The 17,514-nt window shown below is 67.0% G+C and carries 18 protein-coding genes; 5 read left to right on the forward strand and 13 right to left on the reverse strand.

All coding sequences use genetic code 11. The features are described from left to right. The first annotated feature begins 145 nt into the window (after positions 1-145). A complete protein-coding gene (locus tag Q2T94_RS12445; RefSeq protein WP_302264712.1) occupies positions 146-1,060 on the forward strand; it encodes an intradiol ring-cleavage dioxygenase in 915 nt (304 codons plus the stop codon). 28 nt (positions 1,061-1,088) lie between these two features. On the opposite strand, the gene Q2T94_RS12450 is transcribed toward Q2T94_RS12445, so the two are convergent. The 3 genes from Q2T94_RS12450 to Q2T94_RS12460 all read right to left on the reverse strand — a co-directional run bounded on the left by Q2T94_RS12450 (position 1,089) and on the right by Q2T94_RS12460 (position 3,708). After that, the gene (locus Q2T94_RS12450) at positions 1,089-2,321 is read right to left on the reverse strand and encodes an acyl-CoA dehydrogenase family protein (RefSeq protein WP_302264713.1); all 1,233 of its coding nucleotides are present in this window, start codon (positions 2,319-2,321) and stop codon (positions 1,089-1,091) included. An 87-nt stretch (positions 2,322-2,408) separates the two neighbouring features. Further along, the gene (locus Q2T94_RS12455) at positions 2,409-3,002 is read right to left on the reverse strand and encodes a GNAT family N-acetyltransferase (protein WP_302264714.1); all 594 of its coding nucleotides are present in this window, start codon (positions 3,000-3,002) and stop codon (positions 2,409-2,411) included. Positions 3,003-3,024: 22 nt separating this feature from the next. Continuing rightward, positions 3,025-3,708, reverse strand: a complete 684-nt coding sequence (locus Q2T94_RS12460; RefSeq protein ID WP_302264715.1) for a TetR/AcrR family transcriptional regulator — start codon at positions 3,706-3,708, stop codon at positions 3,025-3,027. Positions 3,709-3,909: 201 nt separating this feature from the next. On the opposite strand from Q2T94_RS12460, the gene Q2T94_RS12465 reads away from it, so the two are divergent. Beyond that, the gene (locus Q2T94_RS12465; protein ID WP_264270059.1) at positions 3,910-4,356 is read left to right on the forward strand and encodes a DoxX family membrane protein; all 447 of its coding nucleotides are present in this window, start codon (positions 3,910-3,912) and stop codon (positions 4,354-4,356) included. A 25-nt stretch (positions 4,357-4,381) separates the two neighbouring features. Here Q2T94_RS12465 and Q2T94_RS12470 read toward each other — a convergent pair whose 3' ends face one another. The 3 genes from Q2T94_RS12470 to Q2T94_RS12480 all read right to left on the reverse strand — a co-directional run bounded on the left by Q2T94_RS12470 (position 4,382) and on the right by Q2T94_RS12480 (position 7,738). Continuing rightward, positions 4,382-5,896 (reverse strand): DHA2 family efflux MFS transporter permease subunit, encoded by a 1,515-nt coding sequence (locus Q2T94_RS12470; protein ID WP_302264718.1) that lies wholly within the window; start codon positions 5,894-5,896, stop codon positions 4,382-4,384. A gap of 75 nt (positions 5,897-5,971) precedes the next feature. Continuing rightward, positions 5,972-6,967 carry a PhzF family phenazine biosynthesis protein gene (locus tag Q2T94_RS12475; protein WP_302264720.1) on the reverse strand — a complete coding sequence of 332 codons (996 nt, stop codon included), beginning with the start codon at positions 6,965-6,967 and terminating at the stop codon, positions 5,972-5,974. A gap of 204 nt (positions 6,968-7,171) precedes the next feature. Further along, positions 7,172-7,738 carry an AMIN-like domain-containing (lipo)protein gene (locus tag Q2T94_RS12480; protein ID WP_302264722.1) on the reverse strand — a complete coding sequence of 189 codons (567 nt, stop codon included), beginning with the start codon at positions 7,736-7,738 and terminating at the stop codon, positions 7,172-7,174. Between the two features lie 183 nt (positions 7,739-7,921). Here Q2T94_RS12480 and Q2T94_RS12485 point away from each other — a divergent pair, with 183 nt between their 5' ends. Further along, positions 7,922-9,016 (forward strand): mechanosensitive ion channel family protein, encoded by a 1,095-nt coding sequence (locus tag Q2T94_RS12485; RefSeq protein ID WP_264270055.1) that lies wholly within the window; start codon positions 7,922-7,924, stop codon positions 9,014-9,016. A gap of 36 nt (positions 9,017-9,052) precedes the next feature. Here the strand turns inward: Q2T94_RS12485 and Q2T94_RS12490 are convergent, their stop codons facing one another. Continuing rightward, positions 9,053-9,703, reverse strand: coding sequence for a YqaJ viral recombinase family protein (locus Q2T94_RS12490; RefSeq protein WP_302264724.1), 651 nt, complete (start codon positions 9,701-9,703; stop codon positions 9,053-9,055). A gap of 201 nt (positions 9,704-9,904) precedes the next feature. Between Q2T94_RS12490 and Q2T94_RS12495 the strand changes: the two genes are divergently transcribed. After that, a complete protein-coding gene (locus tag Q2T94_RS12495) occupies positions 9,905-10,753 on the forward strand; it encodes a sugar phosphate isomerase/epimerase family protein (protein WP_302264725.1) in 849 nt (282 codons plus the stop codon). Positions 10,754-10,814: 61 nt separating this feature from the next. On the opposite strand, the gene Q2T94_RS12500 is transcribed toward Q2T94_RS12495, so the two are convergent. Further along, positions 10,815-11,075 (reverse strand): thioredoxin family protein, encoded by a 261-nt coding sequence (locus Q2T94_RS12500; protein ID WP_264270052.1) that lies wholly within the window; start codon positions 11,073-11,075, stop codon positions 10,815-10,817. 128 nt (positions 11,076-11,203) lie between these two features. Between Q2T94_RS12500 and Q2T94_RS12505 the strand changes: the two genes are divergently transcribed. Beyond that, positions 11,204-11,791: a hypothetical protein gene (locus Q2T94_RS12505; RefSeq protein ID WP_264270051.1), complete on the forward strand. Its 588-nt coding sequence runs from the start codon at positions 11,204-11,206 to the stop codon at positions 11,789-11,791. Positions 11,792-11,948: 157 nt separating this feature from the next. On the opposite strand, the gene Q2T94_RS12510 is transcribed toward Q2T94_RS12505, so the two are convergent. From Q2T94_RS12510 to Q2T94_RS12530, 5 genes are all read right to left on the reverse strand, one after another. Beyond that, positions 11,949-13,418, reverse strand: a complete 1,470-nt coding sequence (locus tag Q2T94_RS12510) for an amino acid permease (protein WP_302264728.1) — start codon at positions 13,416-13,418, stop codon at positions 11,949-11,951. Positions 13,419-13,687: 269 nt separating this feature from the next. Continuing rightward, the gene (locus Q2T94_RS12515; RefSeq protein ID WP_264270049.1) at positions 13,688-14,446 is read right to left on the reverse strand and encodes an iron ABC transporter ATP-binding protein; all 759 of its coding nucleotides are present in this window, start codon (positions 14,444-14,446) and stop codon (positions 13,688-13,690) included. After that, the gene (locus tag Q2T94_RS12520; protein ID WP_302264730.1) at positions 14,443-15,498 is read right to left on the reverse strand and encodes an iron chelate uptake ABC transporter family permease subunit; all 1,056 of its coding nucleotides are present in this window, start codon (positions 15,496-15,498) and stop codon (positions 14,443-14,445) included. Before Q2T94_RS12520 ends, Q2T94_RS12515 begins: the two co-directional genes overlap by 4 nt. Continuing rightward, positions 15,491-16,531: an ABC transporter permease gene (locus Q2T94_RS12525; RefSeq protein ID WP_302264732.1), complete on the reverse strand. Its 1,041-nt coding sequence runs from the start codon at positions 16,529-16,531 to the stop codon at positions 15,491-15,493. The genes Q2T94_RS12520 and Q2T94_RS12525 overlap by 8 nt, the downstream gene beginning before the upstream one ends. A 28-nt stretch (positions 16,532-16,559) precedes the next feature. After that, on the reverse strand, positions 16,560-17,504 hold the full coding sequence (locus tag Q2T94_RS12530; protein ID WP_264270046.1) for a siderophore ABC transporter substrate-binding protein: 945 nt from the start codon (positions 17,502-17,504) through the stop codon (positions 16,560-16,562). Positions 17,505-17,514: the final 10 nt, after the last annotated feature.

The raw sequence follows: 17,514 nt of genomic DNA on the forward strand, positions 1-17,514 counted from the left end.
GCTCCCGGTGGAGGCGCAATGGTTTCCCCGGCGTGGCCGCACATGGGCCGGCCATGGCTTCGCCACAGCAGCGCCATGGGGTGGAGGCCTACCGTAGGAATCCAAGGCACCAACCAGGAATCACGAGCGAGCGAGGAACGACGCCATGGAACAGCACCAGCAGCACCAGAGGCCGGGCGCCGGCCACCCGGCCTACAAGGGCCGGAGTCTTCCGCGGCCCCACCAGGATCTCGAGGACCAGGGACTCGGGTTCGATGTGCAGACGCTCATCGGGCGCCGCGGTGCGCTCAAGGCCTTCGGCGTTGGCGCCCTGGCACTGGGCCTGGCCGCGTGCACCGCCACCACCAACGACGCATCCACCGGCACCTCTGCGGGAGAGATCCCCGACGAGACGGCCGGGCCCTACCCGGGGGACGGATCAAACGGGCCGGACGTGCTGGAACAAAGTGGCATCGTGCGCCGCGACATCCGCTCGAGTTTCGGGGACGCCAACGGAACCGCGGAAGGCGTTGCCCTGGACCTGGAACTGAACATCAAGGACCTGGCCAACGGCGGCGCGGCATTTGCCGGCGTTGCCGTCTACGTCTGGCAATGCGACAGGGACGGGAACTACTCGATGTACACCCCGGCAGCCGAGCAGGAAAACTACCTGCGCGGGGTGCAGGTAGCCGATGCGGAGGGCACAGTGCGCTTCACCAGCATCTTCCCTGCCTGCTACCCCGGACGCTGGCCCCACATCCACTTCGAGGTCTACCCGGATGCCGCATCGATCACCGACTCCGCCCAGGCGATCGCCATCTCCCAGGTGGCGTTGCCCCAGGACGTTTCGGACGCCGTGTACGCGACTGACGGCTACGCGAATTCGGTGCGGACCTTGGCACGGTTGTCGCTGGAAAGCGACAACGTCTTCGGTGACGACGGCGGAGCCAGCCAATTGGCGACTGTCACGGGGGAGACCGTCGCCGGCTACAAGGCAGTGCTGGACGTGGGCGTTGATACCAGCACCGCACCCGCCGCCGGGGCGATGCCTCGCGGCACCCCGCACGGAGGCAACGGCTAGGAAACAGGGGAGAGACCTGCGCCGCGGCCTAGGCGAAGGCCGAGATCCCGGTGATCGAGCGCCCGATGATCAACGCCTGGACGGTCTCGGTGCCCTCATAGGTGTGGATGGCCTCGATGTCGGCAATGTGCCGCGCCACCCGGTTCTTGAGCAGGATGCCGTTGCCGCCGAGCAGGTCGCGGGCGTTGGACGCGATGCCGCGGGCCAGCCGCGTGCAGGTGAACTTCGCCAGCGATGCCTGCACCGGGGTCAGGGTTCCCGCCTCCTCGCGTCGGGTGGCCTGCATGACGGTGAGCTGCATGGTGGCAAGCTCGGAATGCATGCGGGCCAGGCGTTCCTGCACGATCTGGCTGGCCGCAAGCGGCCGGCCGAATTGGATGCGCTGGGCCGCGTACTGCACGGCCGTCTCGTAGCAGGCGGTGGCGTGGCCCACGGCGGACCATGCGACGCCCAGGCGCGTGGCGAAGAGGACCTTGGAGGTGTCCTTGAAGCTGTTGGCACCGGGCAGCACATGCGAGTCCGGGACAAAGACGTTCTCCATGCGGATGTGCGCCTGCCAGATGGCGCGCAGGGACAGCTTGCCCTCGATGGTGGTGCCTGTGTAGCCCTCCCACTCCTGCTGCACGATGAAGCCGCGGACCTTGTTCTCTTCGTCGCGCGCCCAGACGATGGTGATTCCGCCGGTGGAGCCGTTGCCGATCCATTTCTTTTCGCCGCTGATCCGGTAGCCGCCCGCAACGCGCACGGCGCGGGTCTCCAGCGACACCGAGTCCGAGCCGTGGGTGGGTTCGGTGAGCGCGAAGGCACCGAGCACTTCGGCATTGGCAAGCTTCGGGCCCCAGTGGGCGATCTGCCCGGGGGAGCCGCACTCGGTGATCGAGCGCAGGGCCAGCCCGGCCTGCACCGCGGCAATGGTGCCCACCGATCCATCGGCGCGGGAGAGCTCCATGTTCACCAGGCCGGCAGCCAGCACGCTCATTTGCGGGTAGCCCTCAAGCTCCAGACCATCGCGCAGCAGGTCCAGCTCGCCCAGGCGCTTGGCCAGATCCAGCGGGTAGTCGGACTTGTCCCAGAACTCGTCGATGACGGGGCGCACCTCGTCCAGGCCGAACTTCCGTGCCCTGTCCCAGTAAACGCGGTCCTCCGCATTGACATCCTCGAAGAGGCCTGCCGGATCGACATCCACCTCGCCCCAGAGCTCGTACTCCGGTTCAACGACACCGGAAGGAAAATCGGTGTTCAGGCTGGCTTCAATGCTCATGGCGGAGTGGTGCCCTTTCGTCGGCAGCGGGAATGTCGCTAAGGCACCAGCATACTGGAACTCAGTTTCAGGTCAAGAAACTCCGGTTCAGGCATTTTGTGTGGCGCGCCACTGGTCCGCAAGCAGCGCGTAGGCGTATCCGTCCTTCCAGGTGCCGTCGCGGTGCAGGGCGCCGGCTACCAGGTGGCTTTCGCGGCGCATCCCTACGCGTTCCATGAGCCGCCACGAGGGCTCGTTGGCGGCAAAGCAGCGGGCATGGACCCGGCGCAGGCCCAGGTCGGCGAAGCAAAGGCGCAACAGGAAGGACACCGCCTCGGTGGCAAGCCCGCGCCCGCCGGCCGCCGGGTCCAAGGACCACCCGAGCTCCGCCTCGGTCCCCGCTGCCAGGTGCGCGACCTCTCGCTGGGACCACGCGTCCCCGAGGCGAACCACCGCTTCCCCGACGACGGTGCCGCCGGATTCCATGACGAGTCTGTCTCGCAGGTGCGCCGGGTCGGTAAAGGAGCGGCGGTAGTCCGGAAGGTCGTTCCAGGCAGAGGTGACCCAGCGGGAGGACTCCGGAAGCCGGCGGTAGGCCCAAGTGGCCTCGGCATCCGATGCGGCGGCGGGGCGCAGCACGAGCCGTTCGGTCGCCCGCGGCCAGCCGGGGAGGGAATGTAGCCTCGAGTGTGGGGGTTCCACCGCAGGGTGCCTCGCGTCCGGCCTAGCCGTTCGCGCGGTTCAGGGCATCGCGGACCTGGGACAGCACCGACTCGGTGTCCGGGGTGCCGCCGGCAATGGTGATGACCACCGTCGTCGGCTCGGGTGCGGGTGTCGATTCCTGCGGCTCGAGCACCGGGGTGAACACCGATCCCAGGGCCAGCAGCTCGCGCTCCAGGTCGGGACGGCGGGTGTCTTCCGGGTGGCGCAGCCAGCGGCGCAGGTGGTCGTTGTGGACCGAGACCACCCCGGAGGCAAACGCGATGGACATGGCCCGCCCGTTGGGCAGCGAGTACAACCCGCGGTCACGCAGGTGGTTGCGGAACACCCGCTCGTAGCGGTGGATCGAGACCAGCTCGCGGTCGCGCAGGGAGGGCACGTCAAGCAACAGCCGGTGGCGCAAGCCAGCGGCCTCGGGCCTGGCGGTGTGCTGGTCGAAGACGGTCAACCCCGCGTGCACCAGCGAGGCCACGGGGCCGGCCGAGGAGGTGGCAAGCACCGTTTCAAGGTGGTGGATGATGGTTTCCATGTCCGCGAAGACCATTTCCTCCTTCGAGCCGAAGCGCCGGAAGAAGGTGGAACGAGAGATGCCCGCAGCCTGTGCCAGCGAGTCGACGCTGGTGGCGTCGAAGCCCTTTTCCACGAGCAGGCGCAGCGCGGCATCGGGAACCGCGGAGGAGGTGATCATGCACGCGAATCTAGCATGCCGCCGGTTTCTCCCGCCCCCGATTGGACTCCGCATTGCGCGAATGTGTCACAGCCCATAGAGCATGCGGTCCCCGGACCTTGTCCCGCGCCACACCGGGGAAGCTATAGCCGTGGCGGAGCGCCAAACCATAGGGTGGGTTAACGAATACCACCACAGCGACCCACGACCAGGAGAAAAACCATGGGCTTCAGCATTGCCAACACCGCACTACGACTCGTCTCGGGCGCCTACATCCTCAACAGCGGCATCGGCAAGCTGCGCATGGACGCCGAATCCGCCGAGGGCCTGCAGTCCATGGCCTCCAATGCCATCCCGCAGGTCGAAAAGGTCGAACCAGCCGTCTTCGGCAAGGCGCTGGCCTTCGGGGAGATCGCCGTGGGCTCAGCCCTGCTGACCCCGTTCATCCCCTCGCGACTGGCCGGCCTTGGACTGGGTGCCTTCGCGGCCGGACTGGTCGCCACTTACCTGAAGACCCCGGGACTGACCGAGTCCGACGGCATCCGCCCCACGCCCAACGGCGTCCCGATGGCCAAGGACCTCTGGCTGGCCGGCATCGCCGCGGCCCTGGTCTTCGGCCGCGGCAAGGCGAAGACCAAGATCAAGGAAGTCACCGCGAAAAAGAAGTAGCGCCACGCCCGCAAGGGCGCGCGGATCAGTTGCTGCGCGCGCCCTTGCGGAACAACGCCGCCAGCAGGGCAGCTGCCATGGCCACGATGCCCGGCAGCAACAGCGCCTGGCCCAGCGCCAGCGAGAAGGCCTGATGCAGGAATTCGGGCACCGCTGCCCCGGTTCCCGGCTCGGCCAGGGAACCGCTCACCACGGAGGCAGGTCCGTCGGCAGCCAGTGCGGCAACGGCCTTTTCCGACTCCACGGCAATGCGCGATTCCATCATCAGCGCGATCAATGCCGAACCCAGCACCGCGCCGACCTGCCGGGTGGTGTTGTACACCCCGGATCCGGCCCCGGCGTCAGCCTGGCCCAGGTCGCGGGTGGCGGTCAGCGAAACCGCGGGCCAGATCATGGCCGAGCCCAGCCCCATGAACACCGGTGGAAGCAACAGCAGCCAGAACGGGGTGTCGGCCCGCAGCATCAGCCCGTAGACCGTGATCGAGGCGCCAAAGAGGAAGAAGCCGGGGATCGCGAAGTACTTGGCCTCGATTTTGCCGACGTTCTTGCCGACCACCGGGGCCAGCGCGCCTGCCACCACGGCCATGGGCGCGAGCATGAGCGCGGAAAGCGTCGGGGTGAGTCCGCGCACCGACTGCAGGTAGAGGATCATCGGGAAGCTCATGGCGGTGATGGACAGCCCCATGAAGGCGATGGCGATGTTGGCCAGCGAGAAGTTCCTGTCCCTGAACAGGACCAGTGGTACCAGCGGCTCGGCCCGGTTGGCGCCCTGCCACCAGATGAACAGCCCCAGCAGCACGGCCCCGCCGATGATCAGTTGCCACGAGCCGATGGGCCCGATGAACGGTCCCCAATCGTGCGTGTTGCCTTCCTGGATTCCGAAGACCAGCGCGAACATCGCCACGGCGCTCAATCCCACGCCCAGCCAGTCGAAGGAGTGGGAGTGGCGCGGAAGTTCGGGCACCTTGGCCAACACGCGCCAGATGGCGATGATGCCCACCGGCACGTTCACGAAGAAGATCCATTCCCAGCCCAGCGTGTCGACGAACACGCCGCCGGCGATCGGGCCGACCAGCGTGGCAAGGCCTGCCACCGCGCCCCACACGCCCATGGCGGCGCCGCGGCGGGCGTAGGGGAACATGCGGGTAATGAACGTCATCGTCTGCGGGCTCATCATCGAGGCGCCCAGGCCCTGGACCACGCGTGCAACGATCAGCGTGGTGATGTCGGGAGCCAGCCCGCACCACAGCGAGGCCGCGGTGAAGACGATGAGGCCGATGAGGTAGATGGTGCGCGGGCCGAACCTGTCCCCGAGGCGCCCGGTGATCAGCAGCGGCACCGCGAACGCCAGCAGGTAGGCGCTGTTGACCCAGATGACCCCGTTGATGTCGGTGTCCAGCCCCTTCATGATGGCAGGCATCGCGGTGGAGACGATGGTCGAGTCAAGCAGGATCATGAAGAAGCCGATGACCAGCGCCCACAGGGCACCCCAGGCAAGTTTGTCCTGCTGGGTTTCCGTCACGCGTTGGTTCACATTCACCGCCCGAGCCTACTCCGGGTCGCCAAGGTAATACAGGGTATTGAGCCCCACCTCACACTGCACTGTTTTTTGCGTCTAGGGGAGGTTGACGACGCCGTCGATGCAAGTCACCGAGTGCCCGGCAATCCATACGCCTGCAGCGTCGGATTCCACGTGCAGGATCGCCGAGCGGCCCAGGCGGGTTCCCTGGCGCACGGTGTAGGAGGCCGGGGCCAGCCCGGACCCGGTGAGCCACACGCCGAAGCCGGCATTCAGGGAACCGGTCGCAGGGTCTTCCTGAAGGCCCTCGCCGGGGCAGAAGGCCCGCACCTCGTAGTCGGCCGGCGCGCCGGTGACCACGTTGCGGAAGCGCTGGGCGCCGCGGCGCTCGTCGGCCGCCGATACCGGGCTCAATTCCTCCCGCGCCCCGGCCGGCCGGGCCTCGGGTACATTCGGGTCGTAGGAACGGGCGGGAACGCCGCCGACGGTGTGCGGGGCGATGACCCCGATCTCCAGCCCGGCCAGGGCCGTGTAGTCGGGCTCCAGCGAAAGCACCAGGTCCGCATCGCGCAGCAGCAATCCCGCCCAGTTGGGCCCGTTGGCCACCCACTGGTGCGCCAGCACGTCCTCGCGTGCCAGGCCGAGTCCGCCCAGCGCCCATTCCAGCACGTCGTCCTCGAGCTCGCCGGTGCGGACCATGGGCGGGGCCTTGAACGCCAGGGACTCGGGGTCCTCGGGGTGCTCGCCGGGGACGCGGCGGACCTCGATGAGCCCGGCCCCGCATTCCTGGACCAGCCCGGCGGGGTTCTTGGGCTCCCCTCCGGCCTCCAGCCAGGCGTGCGCCGCACCCAGGGTGGGGTGCCCGGCAAAGGGCAGTTCCGTGGTGGTCGTGAAGATCCGCGCCCGGTAGTCGGCATCCGGATGCGTGGCCGGCAGCAGGAACACCGTCTCGGCGAGGTTGGTCCAATTGGCGAAGCCCAGCATCTGGGCATCGCTGAGTCCCTCGCCGTCAAGCACCACGGCCAGGCCGTTGCCGGTGTAGGGGGAGGATGCGAAGACATCTACTTGCTTGTATGGGCGGGCAATACTCATGCATGAATCGTGTCATATCCGCCGGTGCGGCGTCCCGGATGACGTTGTTTTGTCATCCAACACCGCTCTCGCGTGGGCCTTGCGTCCCTTGTTGGGGTGCCGGTCCGGCTCCGGGCCGTGGCAACGCGGGCAGGGAAAGGGCACCGGTCCCGCGCCACGAAGCCGTGGTGCCGAACCGGTGCCCGCAGGTGTTCCCGCGCTCCGCTACCAGCGATGGGCCACGTCGATCACCAGGCGGCTGGTTCTCCCGTCGGCGGCGGTGAGGACGAAGGTGCGGAACGGAAGCCGGGCGCGGACGCCCAGGCCGAAGGAGGTCTGCCCCTCCAAACTGCCCAGGTAGGCGACTTGGCGGAAGGTGGTGTAGCCGGAAACGTTCTTGGCGTTGGTCCGGTTGGCCGGGTTGTAGGTGGGGGTGCCGGAGCTCGTGTAGGCGGGTGCCTTCACGATGATGCGCAGGTCGGCGGCGCCTGCAAGCGGGACATGCTTGCCCTGGCCCTCGGTGAAGACGGCGTTGACGTAGCGCACGTCGTAGCCCTTGACCTTGCCCTTGAGGTCGATGACCATCCGGTCATAGCAGGTGTGGCGGCCGGTGCGGACGTTGGTGATGGTGGCGGACGAGTATGCGGCGACGGAGTCGGCGAGTGAGCCCCAGGTGATGCCGCAATAGGGGGCGGTGGCCGCCGTGGCGGTCGCCGCAGGGGAAACGGGGGAGATGCCGAGTCCCGCGATGAGTAGTGCACCGGCGATGCCGGCGGTGATCCTGGATTTCATGGTGTGCCTCGCTAAGGGCGGAAAATGCGGGTGGAGGGGGTGGTGAGATCAGCTTGCGCGCCGGGAAACCGCCTCGCAAGGGGGTTTACGCACAATCCATGGCATTGCAACCCAGAGGAGATATGACCGACGTGGTGGGGCGATATCCAGCCGACACCCAAGGGCGTGTGACAACCTTGTGAGATGCAGATCTTTGCCACCGGAACATTGGACGACGCCCTGAACGAGGCCGTGCAGAACACGAACGCATTACCCGATGCCATTCGGCCCTGGGTTGTGGTTGCGATCGGGTTACTGTCCGCGATCGTTATCACCGTGGTCCTGTCCTTCATTCTCAAGCGCCTGCTGCGCCGGATCCAGGGACTTCCTCCCGAACGCACCCTACGACGCGCGCCGTTGCTGTTCACCCTGGCCTTTGCCTTCACCAAGGTCGCGGTGGGAGTGGGCTTTGCACCGAGCCAATGGGTCACCATCTGGCAGTTCCTGCTCTTGCTGGGGCTGATCAGCTCCATCGCGTGGTTGCTGATCGTCGTGATAGGCGTCTTCGAGGACATCGTCCTGGCCAGGTACCGCGAGGACGACGGGAATCCCCGGCGTCTGGCCAAGATCCAGACGCAAGTCGGATTGCTGCGCCGGGTGGTCACCGCGTTGATCATCACCCTGGCGGTGGCAGGGGCCCTGCTCACGATTCCCGAGGTCAGGGCGCTGGGAGCCGGCCTGTTGGCCTCCGCCGGCCTGATTTCCGTGGTCGCGGCGCTCGCCGTGCAGTCCTCCCTGGCCAACGTCTTTGCGGGGCTGCAGATCGCCTTCACGGACGCGATTCGGGTCAACGACACCGTGGTGGTGGAGACCCAGCGCGGAACCATCGAGGAGATCACGCTGACCTACGTGGTGGTGCTGCTGCTGGACGGACGACGGATGATCATCCCCTCGACCCACTTCACCACGACCCCGTTTGAGAACTGGTCGCGCCGCAGCACCGAGATCAGCGGCTTCGTTCTGCTGGATTTGAACTGGAACGCACCCATCGAGCACCTGCGCACCCGCACCCAGCAATTGCTTGCCTCGACGGATTTGTGGGACGGACGCATCGGGGACCTGAACGTGACAGATGCCATCGGAGGAATCCTTAAAGTCACGATTGGTGTCAGCGCAAGGAACCCCGGGGACCTGTACGACCTGCGCAACTACGTCCGCGAGCACCTGATTGCCGAGCTCGGCAAGGACTACCCCGACGCACTGCCCAAGCCAGTGATGCCCGGTGCCGCCCCGGCCTGACCCGCAGCCCCATCATCAGGGGCCGGGGAACAATGCTCAGAGGTACAGCGCGGCGGGCCCATAGTCGGCGCGCGCGCGGGCCGCGGCGGTGCGTTCGCGCAGGACCGCCACCATCTCGTCGGCCTTGGCAATCAGGTCCCTGATCGCCGCGTCGTCCCGGTCGACCCAGCGGGTCAGCGGTTCGGCATGCGTCGGGACGAAGTCCTTGTGCGGCTCCCACACGAAAAGCGTGCGTTCGGCGCCGAGCACGTATTGCTGCCAGAACACCTGGCGCAGGTAGTTGCGCGGAATCGTCTTGAACGGCTTGTTGGTGGTCTTGATTTCCGCAAGCTCCACCCGGCCTGTCTCGCGGATGCCCAACCCGTCGGGCGTGGCGAGGTGGATGTGGTTCTCCGCCGCGTGGAAGAGCTGGCTGGAGGGAACGATCCCGAAGTTCTCCTGCACCCAAGCGGCGATCACCGGTTCGCGGGCCCGGCCGTGGTCGGTGTAGGGGTTCCCGCCAAAGCCCGAGCCGTGCAGCTTGTCCCAGGCCGCCGACTGGATGGACTTCGGGGTGGAAAGCTTGGCCACGTCGGTGGCGGTGATGCCCTGCGAACGGGCCCGCAGCCATGCGATCCGGTCCGAGGAATCGGCGACGATCCGTTGCAGGCAGGCGGCGGGGGCGGGTTCAACAGGCGAGGGGATCACCGACCCATTCTTCACAATAAAACCCCGCACCGCGAACCGGCGGCGCGCCGCGTATCGGCGGGCGGGGTCCCGGGCGATGTGCACCGCCCCGCACTGGCAGGGGCAACCGGCCGGACGTAGCATGGGCACCAAGGGCTTCGGCGCACGTTCCGCGCGCCCGGGGCAATCGATACGCAGGCCAACGGCAGGGGAGCAGGAACCATGGAACGCACGTTGGGCGTGAGCACCCGGTTGTGGACCCGGCGGCTGGACGACGCCTCCCTCGCGGAACTGGCCGCCCATGCAGCGGCCCTGGGCTTCGGGGCCATCGAGTTGCCGCTGGAAAACCCCGGCGACTGGGACCCGGCCGCCGCCCGGGAGGTGCTCGCCGGCCACGGGCTGGCCCCGGTGGTGATCGGGGTGATGACCCCGTTGCGCAACCTGGTCTCCGCCCCGGCAGCGGAAATCGCCGCCACCGGGCATTACCTGGCACAGTGCATCGACGTGGCCGCGGAGCTCGGCGCCGACACCGTGGCCGGGCCGCTCCACGCCTCCACCGGGCGCACCTGGACGATGACCGGGGCCGAGCGCGAGCACGCCTACCTCCAGCTGCGCACCAACCTCGCCCCGTTGGTCGACCGTGCGGTGGCGCGCGGAGTCACCCTGGGCATCGAGCCGCTGAACCGCTACGAAACCAGTTTCATCAACACCGTCGACCAGGCCTTCGACGCCCTCGAACCGCTGCTGGGACCGGGCCTCGGCATGCTCCTTGACACCTACCACCTGAACATCGAGGAAGGGAACATCGCCGCCTCGGTGGCCCGCGCCATGGGCCACATCGCCCATGTGCAGGTCAGCGGCAACAACCGGGGAGCCGTCGGGGCCGACCACTTCGACTTCAACGCCTTCATCCACGCCCTGGACCTGGCCGTCTACACCGGGCCGCTGTGCGTGGAGTCCTTCGCGCCGGGCAGCGCGCACACCTGGCGCCCGCTGGCCAGCAGCCAGGATGCGCTAGCCTCGGACTCCCTCGGATACCTGCGCAACCTTCAGCTTGGCGGGCTGCGCTAGCGCCCTTCGACCGCCTCCGGGTGCGGGAGGAGCCGACCCGGGCCCCGGCGCGGAGCCGGTGCTAGTCCAGGGCCAGCGCGGCGGCGGCCAGCACCTGCTGCACGCTGGGCACCCCGGAGGCCCGGAACACCTCGGTGCCCTCGCGAAGCACCACCAGCGTGGGGGTCGAGACGATGCCGGAGGACTCGGACTCCCCGAGGTTCGAGGGCACGTCGACTTCCCGGAAGCGGGCCTGAGGCAGCAGTTTTTCGGCGTTCCCGAGGACGGAACGGGCACGCACGCAGGGTGCGCAGAAGGCGGAGGTGTAGAGCACGAGTTCCATTACCGGGGTACAACCCACGCCGGGCGAGTTCGATTCCCGTCCATGCCCATGGGGCGGCCCGGTCATTGTGCCCGAGGCCGCCACGGAGGATCATCGTGGCCACCATCAATGGAACAGGGCGAGGACCGATGCGAAGCATAATCCTGGGAGCAGCAGCCGGACTGGCGTGGTCGGCGACGATGCGCATGTACATGGGGAACCTCGTCGGGGACGCCTCGCGCGTCAATCCCCGGAACACCATCGTCGGGATCATGCTTCCCGGGGCCATCACGGGCGCGATGCTGGCGCACAGCGCCGACCTGCGGGCGGGGGACCCCGAACGAAATCTGGACCGGTTCTCGGCCAGCCCGCTGGTCTTCGCAGCTTGCACGCTGCCGCTTCCCGGGCTCATGCGCAAACTTCTTGAAACGGGCGAGGGATCCAACGCCATCGCCACACCCCTGTTTGGCATGGCCGGAGGAATGGTGCTGGCCGGCCGCGGCCCGCTCTGGGGGCGTATAGCGGCGGGCACGATCGTTGCGGGGCACATTCCGCTGCTGGCCGCGATGGGTCCGAAGTTTTTCATGACGTCCCCGCCCACCGGGCGCGACCGCGTGGGGTTCGCCGTGAACACCCTCATCTACGGCGCCTGCATGGCGGCCTTGGCCGCTGCCTGCTCCATACCGTTGCGCCGTGGCCGTCCGGTCCCGGGCGGTCCGGTCCAGCCGATGCCCTAAGCCCCCGCCACGGATCTCCGGCCCTGGCAGGAGATGGGCGTTGAACCCGTCACCATCGGCTCCGATGCCCGGTTGCGTGGTTCTGGAAAGCTCCTGGCGCGACCTGCACAAGTCCGCCACACCGCTGCCCAGGCAGCGGTGTGGCGGGGTGAGTCACCTAGTTTTTCCGGAGCATGTCCCAGTTGGCGGCAAGCTTCGAGTTTCGGCGCCCGTAGCCGAGGTAGATCGCGGCGCCGATGACCATCCACATCGCGAAGACCACCCAGGTGCCCACCCCGAGGTTGAGCATCAGGTAACCGCAGAAGAGGATCGCGAGGATCGGGGTCAGGGGGTAGAGCGGAACCTTGAAGGTGCGCGGCAGCTGAGGCTGCGTACGGCGCAGGAAGATCACCGCAAGGGAGACCAACGAGAACGCGAAGAGTGTGCCGATGGACGTGGCATCGGCCAGCTGGCCCAGCGGCACCAATCCGGCCACCAGGGCCACCACGCCGCCGGTGATCCAGGTCCCCGCCACCGGGGCCCCGTTGCGCGGGGAGATGCGGCCGAAGACCTTCGGGACCATGCCGTCGCGGCTCATCGCCACCAGGATGCGGGTCTGCCCGTAGAGCACCGTGATCACGATGGAGACGATGGCCAGCACGGCGCCGGCGGCAAAGAGCAGCGCCACCCAGCCCTGGCCGGTGACTTCCTCGAGCAGCTGCACCAGCGCCGCTTCCTTGCCTTCGAACCAGGTCCACTGGCGGGCGCCGATCGCGGCGATGGCCACCAGGATGTACAGGGAGGTGATGATGACCATGGACAGCACGATGGCCCGCGGCAGGTCGCGTTGCGGGTTTTTTGCTTCCTCGCCGGCCGTGGAGGCGGCATCGAAGCCGATGTAGGAGAAGAACAGGCGGGCTGCGGCCGCTGAGACCCCGGCGGTGCCCATCGGCAGCAGCGGGTCGAAGTTCCCGGAGGTGAAGGCGCTGAAGGCGATGACGATGAAGAAGAGCAGCACCGCGATCTTGATGAACACCAGCACGGTGTTGACCATTGCGGATTCCTTGGTGCCGCGCACCAGCAGCACCGTGGCGAACAGAACGATCAGCAGGGCCGGGATGTTGAACACGCCGCCATCGGACCCCGGGGGATTGGTCAGTGCCGCGGGCAGGCCCACGCCCAGCGAACGGGCCATCTCATTCAGGTATTCGCCGGCTCCCACCGCAATCGCCGCGACGGAGACAGCGTACTCGAGCACCAGGCACCACCCGCAGATCCAGGCCAGGCCTTCGCCCATGGTCGCGTAGGTGTAGGTGTAGCTCGACCCGGAAACGGGGACCGCGCCGGCCATTTCCGCGTAGGAGAGCGCCGCGAAGAGTGCGGCGAGCCCGGCGATGGCGAAGGAGATCCACACCGCAGGCCCGGCCATCGGCACCGAGGAGGAGAGCACCACGAAGATGCCGGTGCCCAGGGTGGCGCCGACGCTGATCATGGTCAGGTGCAGCAGCCCGAGCGTGCGGCGCAGCTTGGGTCCGTCGCCGGTTCCGTTGCCTGCCTCGGCGATGAAGGACTCGATGGGCTTGCGGGCTCCCAGTTGCTGGCGAAGCGTCGGACGCGTCGTGCCCGGTGCGATGTTGTGCGTGGTCATGTAGGCAATTTTTGCATTTTTCCAAAGCTGCGGATTTTGCGGCAAGGGGCGGCCGACCGCGCAAAAACCGCGCAATATGCAGGTCAATGAATAGTTATTAGTGTCGGGTGGCGTCTCGCATTGTGGGCAAACTTACCCGAATTCCACCCAAATCCTGTAAATGCACCAGCCCAGGGGGCGCCATTGAGGCATCCGCGGTTCCCCAAGCCTCGCGCAAAACCATTCATCCACCCCTGACGAGTTACCCCGCCGCATAGCGGCGCAGGTGATCAGGCGAAGTACACGCCGATCCGGTTTCCGTCGATCTCCTCGATGCGGATGTCGATGTCGTACACGTCGCGCAACACGTCCCCGGTCATGATCTCCGCCGGGGTCCCCTGGTGCACCAGCACGCCCTCGCGCATCGCCAGAATGGTGTCCGAGTAGCAGGAGGCGAAGTTGATGTCGTGGATGACGATGACCACCGTCTTGCCCAGCTCGTCGGCCAGCCGGCGGATCATGCGCATCATCTCCACCGAGTGCTTCATGTCCAGGTTGTTCAGCGGCTCGTCGAGCAGCAGGTAGTCGGTGTCCTGGGCCAGCACCATGGCGATGTAGGCGCGCTGGCGCTGCCCGCCGGAGAGCTCGTCCAGGAACCTGTCGGCCAGCGGAGTCAGGTCCAACTGCTCCATGGCCTCGAGGATGTGCTTTTCGTCCTGCGCGGTGGGGTGGCCCCCGGAGTGCGGGAAACGGCCGAAGCCCACCAGGTCCCGCACGCGCAGGCGCATGGTGATGTGGTTTTCCTGGCGCAGGATCGCCATCGACTTGGCCAATTGCTTGCTGGGCGTGCGCCCGATGTCCAGGCCGGCGATGGACACCGATCCGTTGTCCATCGGGATCAGCCGCGAAATCAGCGAGAGCAGCGTGGATTTTCCCGCTCCGTTGGGCCCGATGATGGAGGTGACCCCGCCGGCGGGGATGGTGGTGCTCACCGCGTCCACCACGGTGGTCCCGGAATAGGACTTGGTCACCGAATCAATGCAAATCACTTCAGGGAACCCTTCAGGAGCAGGTAGAGGAACAGCAGGCCGCCGGCGAACTCGATGATCACGCTCAGGGCCGTGGCGAAGCCGAAGACGCGCTCCAGCACCAGCTGGCCGCCGATTAGCGTGATGCCACCGAGCAGACAGACGATGGGAATCAGGGCGGCGTGGGAAAACTTGCGCACCACCTGGTAGGCGAGGGAGACCACCAGCAGCCCGAAGAAGGTCACCGGACCCACCAGCGCGGTGGAGACCGCGACCAGGATCGAACAGAGCACCAGCACCAGGGTGACGATGCGCCGGTGGTCCACGCCCAGGTTGACGGCCGTGTCGCGTCCCAGCGCCAGCACGTCGAAGGTCTTGCGAAGCTTCCACACCACCGCGGCGACCAGCACCACGACGACGGCGGAGATTCCCAGCAGCAGCGGCTCGACCTGGTTGAAGGAGGCGAAGAACAGGTCCTGCAGCACGATGTATTCGCTCGGTTCCATCAACCGCTGCAGCAGCGAGGAGAATCCGCGGAAGAGCGTGCCGATGACGATGCCCACCAGCAGCATCAGGTGCAGCGAGCCGGTGCCGCCGGTGAAGAGCCAACGGTAGAGCAGCGCGGAGAAGACAACCATCAGCGCCACCTCGACCCCGAACTTCAGCGACGGGGCGGCGGTGAGCAGCGTGGAGGAGCCCAAGGCGAAGACCAGCCCGGTCTGGATCAGGATGTACAGCGCGTCGAAGCCCATGATCGAGGGGGTCAGGATGCGGTTGGCCGTCACGGTCTGGAACATCAGCGTTGACAGGCCCACCGCGACCGCGACCACCAGCATGGCCCCGACGCGGATGCCCCGGCGGGTCAACGCGTAGGAGAGGTTCCCGCGCAGGTCGATGGTCATGAACGCGGCGATGCAGCCCAGGGTGATGACAGCCAGCACGATGACCAGCGTTCGCGGGGACATGCCTCTGGGGGACAGCGCACCGAGCGTGAAGCCGGTGCGGCCGCGGCGCGGGGATGGATTCGGGCCCCCGGAGGCGGGAGCCGGTGCGGCGGAAAGGGTCTTAGGCATTGCGTTTCCTGGTTCTCAGCAGCAGGGTCAGGAAGATGGTGGCGCCGAGCACGCTCATCACCATGCCCACGGGGACCTCGTAGGGGAAGCGGATGGTGCGGCCGATGATGTCGCACACCAGCACGAAGCCCGCGCCGAAAAGCGCGGTCCAGGGCACTGCCCGGCGCAGGTTGTCGCCGAAGAGCAGTGAGACGATGTTCGGCACGATCAGCCCGAGGAACGGGACGGCGCCCACGGTGGTGACCACCACGGCGGAGATCAGCGAGACCAGCACCATCCCCAGGCGCATGACCGCTTTGTAGTTCATCCCCAGGTTGGTGGTGAAGTCGGCGCCCAGGCCAGCGACGGTAAACCTGTCCGCGGCCAGGTAGCCGGCAAGGGTGAGCGCCGCTACGAGCCACAAGAGCTCGTAGCGGCCGCGCAGCACCCCGGAGAAGTCCCCGATCATCCAGTTGCTCAACGTCTGGAGCAGGTCGTACTTGTAGGCGAAGAAAGTTGTCACGGAGCCGATGACCCCGCCGAGCATGATGCCGACGATGGGCACCAGCAGGGTGTTGCGGGCCGGCAGCCGGCCCAGCACCGCCAGGAAGAGCGCGGTGCCGCCGAGGGCAAACACGCCTGCCACGCCCATCTTCAACATGATGGGGGCGGCGGGCAGCACGACGGTAACCACCAGGATGCCCAAGGTCGCCGATTCCACGGTGCCCACCGTGGAGGGCTCGACGAACCGGTTGCGCACCATCAGCTGCATAATCAGGCCAGCCACCGCCACCGCGGTTCCGGCCAGCACAACGGCCAGGGTGCGCGGCACGCGGGAGATCCACAACAGGTCCCAGGCTTCCGCGTTCCCGGCCAGCAGCTGCGGCAGGGAGACTTCGGAGACCCCGACGAACAAGCTCACGACCGCCAGCAGCAGGACAGCGACGGTGCCCAGAACCAGCCACGCTGTTTCAGAGGGTTTTTTGGAACGCCGAACGGCCACCGCGGGAACTTGCTCCGCGGCGGCCGTTCGGCTCAATACTGGTGCGCTCATGATGTGGAAGGCGTCGTCGAGGCGGTGCCTACAGGGCCGAAGCGACCTCGTCGATCATCTTCGCGGTGTTGTCCAGGCCGTAGCCAATCATGTACCAGGCGTTGGAGTCCAGGCCCACGATCTTGTCGTTCTTGGCGGCGTTGGTCGAGGCGACCAGCTCGTTGTCCAGCACGGCCTTGGCGGCCTCGCCCGAGGTTCCCATGGCCGAATCGCGGTCAATCACGTAAAGGGTGTCGGGGTTGTTGGTCTTCAGGAACTCGAAGGAGATCGACTCGCCGTGTGAGCCCTCCGACTTGATGTCGGCAACCGTGGACACGCCCAGGACGTCGTGGATCAGGCCGAAGCGCGAGCCGGCTCCGTAGGCGGTCAGTTCGCCGCCGGAAGTCATGATGATCAGGCCCTTGCCCGCGTTGGCGCTCTTGGCCTTGGTGTCGGCGATCTTGGTGTCGAGCGCCGCGAGCTTCTCATCGACCTTGGTTTCGACGTCGAAGATCGTCCCGATCTTTCCGGCCTGCTCCTTGAAGGAATCCAGCGGCTTGGTGGCGTCCACGGTCAGGTCGACGGTGGGGGCAATCTTGGAAAGTTCCTCGTAGGAGGCGGCGGTGCGGCCGGTGATGATGATCAGGTCCGGGTTGCCGTTGGAGATGGCCTCGAAGTCGGGTTCCTTCATGGAACCGATCTTGGTGACGGCGGCGTCGTTGTACTTGGCCAGCGATTCCGGGTACTTGGTTTCCGGGACACCGTCGGCCTCGAGGCCGAGCGCCGTCATGGAGTCAAGTACGCCCAGGTCGAAGGTGTAAACGGTTTCCGGGTTGACCGGAACTTCCGTGGTGCCCTGTGCATGGGTGATGCTGACGGTCTTGCCGTCGGCGGCCGCGGCATCGGCCTCGGTGGATCCGCCGCAAGCGGTCAGTGCAAGCAGGGATGCGCCGGCGGCGAGCGCGCCGAGAACGACGCGAACAGGGGTCTTCACGATGTTTAAC

It is taken from the genome of Paeniglutamicibacter sulfureus (assembly GCF_030512175.1).
Lineage (GTDB): Bacteria > Actinomycetota > Actinomycetes > Actinomycetales > Micrococcaceae > Paeniglutamicibacter > Paeniglutamicibacter sulfureus.

Bases quoted from the DNA above. Each gene is read 5' to 3' on its own strand.
- Q2T94_RS12500 (WP_264270052.1), bottom strand. From the start codon at position 11,075: ATGGAACTCGTGCTCTACACCTCCGCCTTCTGCGCACCCTGCGTGCGT.
- Q2T94_RS12480 (WP_302264722.1), bottom strand. From the start codon at position 7,738: ATGAAATCCAGGATCACCGCCGGCATCGCCGGTGCACTACTCATCGCG.
- Q2T94_RS12460 (WP_302264715.1), bottom strand. From the start codon at position 3,708: ATGATCACCTCCTCCGCGGTTCCCGATGCCGCGCTGCGCCTGCTCGTG.
- Q2T94_RS12520 (WP_302264730.1), bottom strand. From the start codon at position 15,498: ATGCCTAAGACCCTTTCCGCCGCACCGGCTCCCGCCTCCGGGGGCCCG.
- Q2T94_RS12510 (WP_302264728.1), bottom strand. From the start codon at position 13,418: ATGACCACGCACAACATCGCACCGGGCACGACGCGTCCGACGCTTCGC.
- Q2T94_RS12450 (WP_302264713.1), bottom strand. From the start codon at position 2,321: ATGAGCATTGAAGCCAGCCTGAACACCGATTTTCCTTCCGGTGTCGTT.
- Q2T94_RS12475 (WP_302264720.1), bottom strand. From the start codon at position 6,967: ATGAGTATTGCCCGCCCATACAAGCAAGTAGATGTCTTCGCATCCTCC.
- Q2T94_RS12495 (WP_302264725.1), top strand. From the start codon at position 9,905: ATGGAACGCACGTTGGGCGTGAGCACCCGGTTGTGGACCCGGCGGCTG.
- Q2T94_RS12465 (WP_264270059.1), top strand. From the start codon at position 3,910: ATGGGCTTCAGCATTGCCAACACCGCACTACGACTCGTCTCGGGCGCC.
- Q2T94_RS12505 (WP_264270051.1), top strand. From the start codon at position 11,204: ATGCGAAGCATAATCCTGGGAGCAGCAGCCGGACTGGCGTGGTCGGCG.
- Q2T94_RS12525 (WP_302264732.1), bottom strand. From the start codon at position 16,531: ATGAGCGCACCAGTATTGAGCCGAACGGCCGCCGCGGAGCAAGTTCCC.
- Q2T94_RS12485 (WP_264270055.1), top strand. From the start codon at position 7,922: ATGCAGATCTTTGCCACCGGAACATTGGACGACGCCCTGAACGAGGCC.
- Q2T94_RS12445 (WP_302264712.1), top strand. From the start codon at position 146: ATGGAACAGCACCAGCAGCACCAGAGGCCGGGCGCCGGCCACCCGGCC.